General features: G+C 73.8%; 5 protein-coding genes. 1 reads left to right on the top strand and 4 read right to left on the bottom strand.

The window, feature by feature from the left end:
* Together ACFC0D_RS17240 and ACFC0D_RS17235 are read right to left on the bottom strand one after the other, a co-directional pair.
* A partial coding sequence (locus ACFC0D_RS17240; protein WP_376436050.1) for a M23 family metallopeptidase occupies window positions 1–1562 on the bottom strand: 1562 nt, incomplete at its 3' end.
* Window positions 1563–1852: 290 nt separating this feature from the next.
* Entirely contained in the window at window positions 1853–2641 is a 789-nt protein-coding gene (locus tag ACFC0D_RS17235) for an esterase/lipase family protein (RefSeq protein WP_376436047.1), read from the bottom strand.
* Window positions 2642–2942: 301 nt separating this feature from the next.
* Between ACFC0D_RS17235 and ACFC0D_RS17230 the strand changes: the two genes are divergently transcribed.
* Entirely contained in the window at window positions 2943–3350 is a 408-nt protein-coding gene (locus ACFC0D_RS17230) for a cobalamin B12-binding domain-containing protein (RefSeq protein ID WP_376436045.1), read from the top strand.
* A gap of 416 nt (window positions 3351–3766) precedes the next feature.
* On the opposite strand, the gene ACFC0D_RS17225 is transcribed toward ACFC0D_RS17230, so the two are convergent.
* On the bottom strand, window positions 3767–5353 hold the full coding sequence (locus ACFC0D_RS17225; protein ID WP_376436042.1) for a DUF5691 domain-containing protein: 1587 nt from the start codon (window positions 5351–5353) through the stop codon (window positions 3767–3769).
* Window positions 5354–5391: 38 nt separating this feature from the next.
* Window positions 5392–6756, bottom strand: a complete 1365-nt coding sequence (locus tag ACFC0D_RS17220) for an SWIM zinc finger family protein (protein WP_376436040.1) — start codon at window positions 6754–6756, stop codon at window positions 5392–5394.
* Between the last annotated feature and the right edge of the window lie 38 nt (window positions 6757–6794).

The following is a 6794-nucleotide window of genomic DNA, read 5'->3' as shown; positions in this document are numbered from 1 at the left end:
CTGGGGGGGCCCCCGGGCCGCGGGCGGGCGCCCCTCTCGTCGTTCGTTCGTCTGCGGAGGCGTCCGCGGGTGGGGCTGAGGCCGTGGCTGCGCAGCCACGCCTCGGGGTCGATCGCCGCGCCGCCGTTCGGCCGGACCTCGAAGTGGAGGTGCGGACCGGTGGAGTTGCCGGAGTTGCCGGAGTACGCGATGACGTCACCGGCCTTGACCTTGCCACTGCGGATCTTGGTGCTGCTGAGATGGCAGTACCAGGTCTCCGTGCCGTCCGCGGCGGTCACGATCGCCATGTTGCCGTAGGCGCCGTTGTACTGGGTGCGGACGGTGCCGTCGGTCGCGGCCATCACCTTCGTGCCGTACTGCACCGGGAAGTCGATACCGGTGTGCACGGACATCCAGTTGACGCCGGCCTGCCCGTAGCGCGCGCTGAGCTCGTGCAGCTTCACCGGAAGCGCGAACTTGGGACGCAGCGCCTCCTTGCGGGCCGCCTCCTCCTCGCGCTTCTTCTTCTCCGCTTCCTGGCGCAGCTTGAGGTCGATGCGCTCCTGGGTGCGGCTGGCGCGGTCGCCGAAGTCGCGGGCGTCGGCGCTGAGCGCCGCGAGCTGGGTGTCCAGCTCGTTGTTGGCGGCCACCGGCTTGACCGAGGCCGGGTCGGCGGCGGCGAGCGCCGTCGTGTCGTCCTTGGTGTCGCCCGCGTCGGCGAGCCCGCCGACCGAGGCGGCCGCGATCCCGGCGACGCCCATGACACAGGCGGAGGGGACGGCGACGGTCAGGAGTGCGGAGCGCTTGGCGGGCGTACGGCGACGGCCTCGGCTGCCGCCGGAGGAACGGCGCACCGGGCGGGCGGCGACGGCCGCCGCGCCGACCGCGGACTCCGCGCTCTCGACGGCCAGCTCCTCGGACTCCGCCGGGGGCTCGTAGACGTACTCGTACGTGTACCCGTCCGCGTCCATGTCCGTGTCCGCATACGAGTCCGCGTACGAGTCGTCCTGCGTGAGGACCTCGAACTGCGCGGTGTGCTCGGCGTGCTCGGGCTGGGTGGCGTACTCGGGCTGGTGCTCGGCCTGCTGCACGGTCTGCTGCTCGGGGACGAACTCGTACTCGGGGGTGTACTGCTGCGGAACGACGGGGTCGGCGACCAGGAGATTCTGCTCCGGCGCGGCGTAGTTCCAGGCGGTGGCGTCGTACGTACCCGTCTCGAAGGCGGGGGCCGTCCACTGGCCGGTGGTGTCGTACGAGGCGAAGTGCGCGGTCTCGTACTGCCCGGTCTGCTGCGCCTCGCTCCAGGCGGTGGCGTCCCACTGACCCGTGGCGTCGTACTGACCTGAGACGTCGTACTGGCCGGTGGTGTCGTACTGCTGCGTCATCGGCTGCTGTGCGACGTAGGTGTCGTACGTGCCGGCGTCCCACTGGTGGCTGCCGCTCCACTGAGTGGTGTCGTACTGGCCGCTGTGGCCCGCGTCGTAATTGCCCGGGAGGGCGCCGAAGAGCGGGTCGGTGGCGAAGCCGCCGGTGCTGTGGGCGTCGTCTCCGACGTACCCGGCGTGGGGGTGCTGGTCGTTCACCAACTTCTCTCTCGCCTCGGCGGCAGGACCAGTCCGGGGCGGGCCCGCAAAGGGGTGTCCCGGGGTTAAGCAGTGGCGCGACTGTACCCGGCGGTATACGCAGGCGACAATCTTCCGAGGGTTTTGGGTCCGCAGGAAACGGGCAATCGGCCGTCTTTCGGTGATCCAGGGGAAGAGCTTTGGCTCTGTGTTCGAGGAACGTTCGAAGAACAGACACCTTCTGGCGGGTCGTCAGGCGTCTGTGTGCCGTGATGTGCGCCGGGTCGCGCGCCGGGGCGGGGGTGCCGGGATCACGCCACGGACGCGGCCCCGGGCTCGGCTCCCGGCGTGGCGGCCGAATCCTCGGCGTCGAGGGCGTCCCGGATCCCGGCCACGACGGTCGGATGCACCGGCAGGGCGAGATGGCCGATCCCGCTGACACGCACGTTGTGCACCATCAGATCGGGGTGGTCGAGCCGCGCGGTCTCCACCGGGACCATCACCTGGTCGAGATCGCTCCAGAAGCTGACACAGCGCGTACGGCAGCCCGGCGCGGGCTCGGCGAGCTCCAGCAGCACCTCGGAGCCGGGGCGCATCTGCCGGATCAGGGGGTGGGCACCGACCCAGGGCGCTGCGGCGGTGCCGGAGTGCGGGGTGCCGAGCATGACCAGCGTGCGCACCCGTGCGTCACCGCCCAGGCGCTGTACGTAATAACGGGCGATGAGGCCCCCCAGGCTGTGCCCGACGAGGTCGACCTCGTGGTGGCCGGTGCGGGCGCAGAGCTCCTCCACATGGCGGCCGAGCAGTTCGGCGGCGGTGCGGAGGTCGCAGGTGAGCGGAGAGTAGTTGAACGACTCGACGGGGTGACGGCCGTGCCGGGCGAGTGAGCGGCGCAGCAGGACGAAGACCGAGCGGTTGTCGACGAAGCCGTGCAGCAGGACGACCGGCCGCCCGGTGCCCGTCCCCGGTTCCGACGCGGGCGCGGGGCGCTCGGCGGCGATGCCGGAGGGGTAGAGGATCAGATGGCCGGTGAGGATCGCCAGCTCCAGGGCGTTGGCCTTCAGCGCAGTCGTGACCTTGGTGAGCCTGGTGAGCTCCATCGGCGACCTCCCGAACGGCACGCGGGCGCCGATACGGCAGTGGGGTGTGTCGTACCTCCGTGCCGTGCGATTGACGGCTCGGAGGTACGACAACCCCGTATCGGCTCCCTTGCGCACGACCCGATTGAGGCTGGTGGGCCCGGTGTGGCGGGCCCGGGAGGGTCCGGCGCAGGCGAACAATGTCCCACCGTGTGATTTCCCCCTCCCCGGCCACCGCGAAACGGTCACGTGCGGGATGCTGGCGATAACGTTCGTTCACCTCCCCGGCAAAGGCGCTCGGGGGTCGCATGTGGAGGCAGTGATGGGTGTGACCGGTCCGATCCGCGTGGTGGTGGCCAAGCCGGGTCTCGACGGCCACGATCGCGGGGCCAAGGTGATCGCGCGGGCACTGCGTGACGCCGGCATGGAGGTCATCTACACGGGGCTGCACCAGACGCCGGAGCAGATCGTGGACACGGCGATCCAGGAGGACGCCGACGCCATCGGCCTCTCGATCCTCTCCGGCGCGCACAACACACTCTTCGTGAAGGTCCTGGAGCTCCTGAAGGATCGCGACGCGGAGGACATCAAGGTCTTCGGCGGCGGGATCATCCCGGACGCGGACATCGCGCCGCTGAAGGAGAAGGGTGTGGCGGAGATCTTCACGCCGGGCGCGACGACGGCGTCGATCGTGGCCTGGGTGAACGCGAACGTCCGCGTCGCCGCGTAGCCCTGCGGGGCGGGGCGGGACGACTGGGCGGGCGCGCTGGGGCGGGTGCACCGCGCCGTCCCCCGGACTGCCGCCCGGCCCATCCCATGCTGGGGTGGCGCCTGGCGCCTGGCGCATGTGGAGCTGCCTGTGGGCGGGCTTGCCCCGGAGGGGCGGGTGTGACCCGCACCCACAGGGCTGTCGCCCTGCCCATCCGGTGTGGCCCACGGTCGCCCTGGCCCCGCCGGCGCGTCGGGTAGGGGCGTCGCCGGGCGGTTGGGTGCTCGCACCGCCCGCGTGGGCCTCCGTGCCGCCCAGCAGTCACCTGGCCGCTGGTGCTCGCGCTGGTCGCGGCGGTCGCGCCAGGCTGTCGCTGAGGCGGCAGCCCGTACGGCAGTACCCTCGCCGCGCCCGTGCGGGCCGCCACGGCAGTCCGGCTACGCCTCCAGTTCCGCTCGCATCGTCGCCCGTAGGCGCAAGGTCGACACCAGGCGCTGGAAAGCCTCCGACCAGTAGCTGCCGGCTCCTGGGGAGGCGTCCTCCGGTTCTGTGGGGAGGGCGGTCAGGGATTCCAGCTGGGGCGCCGCGTCCGGGGACAGGCAGCGTTCCGCCAGGCCCATCACACCGCTGAAGCTCCAGGGATAGCTGCCCGCCTCGCGTGCGATGTCCAGGGCGTCGATCACCGCCCCGCCGAGCGGCTCCGCCCAGGGCACCGTGCACACGCCGAGCAGCTGGAACGCCTCCGACAGGCCGTGGGCCGCGATGAACGAGGCGACCCAACGGGCGCGCTCCTCGTCAGGGAGCGTCGAGAGCAGCTTCGCCCGCTCCGCCAGGGACGCGATGCCGGGGCCGGTCGCCGGTGGGGCGGCCGGGGCGCCGAGCAGGGCCCGGGACCAGTCGGCGTCCCGCTGCCGTACCGCCGCCCGGCACCAGGCGGCGTGCAGCTCCCCCTGCCAGTCGTCGGCGACCGGAAGGGCGACGATCTCCTCGGGTGCCCGCCCGCCGAACCGCGCCTGCCAGCACGACAGCGGCGCCGACTCGACCAGCTGGCCCAGCCACCACGACCGCTCGCCGCGGCCCGCCGGCGGAGTGGGGAGCAGCCCGTCCCGCTGCATCGTCTCGTCGCATTCGTGCGGGGCTTCGACGACGACGGTCTCGGCCCCCTTCGTACGGTCCAGCGAGACACAGGACGAGGCGCGCCGCGCCATGCGGCCCGCGAGCGCCGAGTCGGGCAGCGCGGAGAGCAGCTCGGCGGCCGTGGAGCGGACATTGCGACTGCGGTCGGACAGGGCGGCCTCCAGGAACTCCTCGTCCGCGCCGGAGAGCCCGGCCCGCAGCGAGTCCAGGAACATCAGCCGGTCCTCGGCGCGCTCGGCCGCCCATGTGGAGCGCAGCAGCTCCAGGGCGGCCGCCGGGTCCTCGGTCCGTACGGAGGCGAGCAGCGCGACCCGCTCGGCGAACAGCCCCTCCTCCCACAGCGCCCGGACCGCCTCGCTGTCCCGGGGGTCGGGGAGCACCGAACTCCCTCCCGCACCGCGCAGGGCGAACTTCCACTCAGGGTTCAGCCGGGCCAGCCAGAGCCCGCGCGGCCCGGCGAGCAAGAGGGCCTGGGGACGCAGATCGGTACGGGCGCGGGCGGCGTCGAGGAGGGCGGGCAGGGCCGAGGCGGGCGCCTTGTAGCCGTGGTCGTTGGCGGCGGCGAGCCACTGCGGGAGCAGCTCGGCGAGGTCGGGCGCGGCCCCGCGTCGCCCCCCGGACGGCGCGGCCGCGGCCCGGCCCGCGAGGAGCTGGGTGAGGCGGTGGCGGGCGGGCTCGGGCAGGGGCCTGCGGGTGTCCGCGGGCGCGGGCTCCGGCGCGGGGGCGGCAGGTCCCGGCCGCAGCCCCGCCCTGCGCCGTACGGTGTGCAGCGCCGCGGCGTCCAGCAGCGCGACGGGAGCGCCCCCGGCCACCGTCCTGGGGAGCGCGGGCGGCCGGCGGTCGGTGCCGAGCAGCGCCGAGGTGACGAGTTCTTCCCAGGCGTCCATCGAGGTCCTCCAAACTGTCGTCGGGCGGTCGTACGGACTCAGTGGAGCGGGACCGTCTCGCCGGGGGCGTCGGCGGACCAGGCGGCGAGCGGGGTGAACCCGCGGTGCCCGCACTCCCCGAAGACGGTCACCGGCCCACCTCCGGAGAGCGCGGCGAGCCGCCACAGGCCGGGCCGCCCGAGCGCGGGACCGCTGAGCGGCACCGCCTCGCCGCCGCCGGCGACCGGCGCCGCGTCGGCGAGCTGCCAGCCGTGGTCCGTCGGTATGGGAACGACATCGGCGAGCGTCACCGGCCAGGAGTCCAGCCACGGGTCCTCGCGCAGGGCGCGGCCGTAGGCGGTGAGCGCGTCCCCGACCGTGCCGCCCCGGGGCGGGGCGTCGAGCGGGGCGGGCGCCGAGAACAGCTCGCCGAGCTCGGCCCGCAGCGCGCCCGCACCCGCCTGAGGGGTGAGCGCGGCGTCGACCGTCACGCCCACCGGAAGGCCCAGTTCGGGTGCGCGCCCCATGGCTCCGAAGGAGAGGAGCAGCGCCGTGCGTCCGGTCTCCCTGCCGTACAGCCAGATGCGACGGGTCGTCAGCTTGCCGTCCGTGGAGTCGTACTGGGCGAGCACCATCCAGTGGTCCCGCACCGCTACGCCCTGCGTCGGAGCCGGCAGGCCCACCCGGGTGCGGACGGTCGCCGCCAGCGGGCCGGGGAGCCGGTCCACGGAGAGCCAGGCGCGGTCCAGGAGGTGGGTCAGCGCGCACTCCTCCAGGAGCCGGACCGGCCAGCCGGGCCCCGAGCCCGGAATCGCACCCAACTCCCTGACGCGGCCCGCGAGTCCGGGAGCCTGGGCGTCGACCATCCGGGCCGCGGTCTCCTCCCACAGGCCGTATCCGGACTGCTCGGCCGAGGCCAGGCCGCCGCGCAGCAGATCGGCGAGCCGCTGCTCCAACTCCTCTGCGCCCGCGGTGATCCGGGCCGCCCGGCGTTCCGCCCGGCGGCGCGCGGCCTCCGGATCGGCGGCACCCGCCCCGCCGGAGCCGTCCGCCTCGCGCGCCCGTACGCCCTCGGCGCGCTTGCGCCTGCCCTCCAGCCAACGCTCGGCCCAGTCCGGCGCGTCGCCGCCCCCGATGTCCACACCGTCCGCGGCCCGCAGCAGCAACAGCCCCAGCGCGTGCTTGCACGGGAACTTCCGGCTGGGGCAACTGCACGAATACGCCGGGCCCGTGATGTCGACGACCGTGCGGTACGGCGTGCTGCCGCTGCCCCGGCACAGACCCCAGACGACCCCCTCGCCGCCGCCGCCCGTACTCGACCAAGGCCCGGCCGTGCCGAGCTTGCTCCCCGCTCTGCGTGAGGCGTCGTCAGGAGCCAGAGCCAGCACCTGATCCGCCGTCCAGCGCACCCCCTGTGTATCCATGTCCACGACGGTAGAGGGCCCCACTGACAACGATCCTG

Origin of the sequence: Streptomyces sp. NPDC056222 (assembly GCF_042264065.1) — a bacterium.
In the GTDB taxonomy this organism is placed as follows: domain Bacteria; phylum Actinomycetota; class Actinomycetes; order Streptomycetales; family Streptomycetaceae; genus Streptomyces.
Note: the sequence above shows the minus strand (reverse complement) of the source record. Positions and strands in the feature narration are given on the sequence as shown.

What these genes read in the sequence shown, in the direction of transcription:
- ACFC0D_RS17220 (WP_376436040.1), bottom strand. Translation starts at nt 6,756, where the DNA reads ATGGATACACAGGGGGTGCGCTGGACGGCGGATCAGGTGCTGGCTCTG.
- ACFC0D_RS17230 (WP_376436045.1), top strand. Translation starts at nt 2,943, where the DNA reads ATGGGTGTGACCGGTCCGATCCGCGTGGTGGTGGCCAAGCCGGGTCTC.
- ACFC0D_RS17225 (WP_376436042.1), bottom strand. Translation starts at nt 5,353, where the DNA reads ATGGACGCCTGGGAAGAACTCGTCACCTCGGCGCTGCTCGGCACCGAC.
- ACFC0D_RS17235 (WP_376436047.1), bottom strand. Translation starts at nt 2,641, where the DNA reads ATGGAGCTCACCAGGCTCACCAAGGTCACGACTGCGCTGAAGGCCAAC.